The sequence below is a fragment of the Streptomyces sp. AM25 genome (assembly GCF_058146165.1).
This window is the reverse complement of the sequence record NZ_JBKIWN010000150.1, coordinates 1-1,409: the sequence shown is the minus strand read 5'-3', so window position 1 is coordinate 1,409 and position 1,409 is coordinate 1. Positions and strand designations below refer to the sequence as shown.

The window sequence follows — 1,409 nt, the reverse complement described above, 5'->3', positions numbered from 1 at the left end:
TATCGTCGGCGTAGCGAACGTACCGTAGCCGGCGGTAGCCGGGGTCGTACGGATCCCGGCTGGGCAGACTGCGGCTTCGCAGCGAGTGAGCCTTGGCTAAAGCCCTGTCTCCCCGCTTACGTGCACGTCGTTCGGCCATCTTCACCCTGTTGTACTCAAGGTTGAGCGCCCTGAGTTTCCCTCGGTTGTACAGCGGCAGCAGCTGTGTTTCGACGAACTGGTCAAGCCGGTCGAGGTAAATGTTACTGAGGGTCGGCGAGGCGATACCACCCTGTGGTGCTCCGCTCAAAGTGGCATGCCACACCCAATCCTCCAGATACCCCGCCGACAGCATTCCTTTCACCAGCCGGAGGAACCGGCCGTCGTGGATCCGCTCACCCAGGATCTTCAACATCACCTGATGGTCCAGCGAGTCGAAGCATTGAGCAATGTCGCCCTCAATAAACCATTGAGAGCCGGTCCACGTGTCGGCTATCTCGCTCAGAGCGGTATGACAGCCTCGGCCAGTACGGAACCCGTGAGAGCGGTTGGAGAACTGGATGTCGTAGTACGCATCGAGTAACATCCGCACTACTTCAGCCAGTAGTTTGTCCGACCAGGTTGGCAGTCCTAAAGCGCGCCGCTTCTTCCCATCCTTCTTGAGGATCTGGACGCGTCTGACCGGTCGCCAGCGCCACCGTTCAGATCGAACAGCGTCGATGATGCTATCGATCTTCTCCAAGGACATGCCGTCCACAGTTTCCGTGGTTGCTCCCGGTGTCGTTGCACCCTCGTTGGAATACAACTTGCCGTAAGCCACCAAATACAACTGACGATTGAACAGTTGCCGATACAGCCGTTCCAACGGCAGGCCACGCCTACCGCGCTCGCGGAGGACACCCAGAACCGTTTCGGCCTCTCGCATCTCGCGCACCTCCTGACCTTAGGTGTCCAAATCACCTGTGCGACTTCGCCCTGCACCTGGCTCTCCCAGGCTCCCTGACAGGTCGTTACTCCTGCGACTACTATTCGCACTCCGTTACCATAGGGCTCGCGCCCCGTAGGCAATCCCGTGGTACGTCTCTGTCGTACGTTCTAGCGCAACTTAGGCAGTCCACTCATTCCCTTGAATGCCCTCCCTGGGCATCGCCTGTGCTGAGGAGGTTGGGGCGACCAAGGAGACATGCCGCCCCACAGCACAGCACCGGTTTCGTGCGCCTTTCCGGTGGGTGTCATCTTGCACCGAACGGGAATTAGACTTCAGGCAGTTTAGCTTTTGCCTTATTGCGCGAGTCCCGCAGCACCCCGCCCTCGACGCCTCCGGGCAGTCACTGCTTTCCTGGCATGCTACTGTCCCCAGCACCTTTCGGATTCGGGTGAGCCATCAGACTCAGGAACATTCCTCCTAGTTTCCTCCCGACTGAGTCGGG

Annotated in this window: 1 protein-coding gene; it reads right to left on the bottom strand. The window is 59.1% G+C overall.

The window, feature by feature from the left end:
• A partial coding sequence (locus ACLHRZ_RS42460; RefSeq protein WP_490423993.1) for a reverse transcriptase/maturase family protein occupies positions 1–904 on the bottom strand: 904 nt, incomplete at its 3' end.
• Positions 905–1,409: the final 505 nt, after the last annotated feature.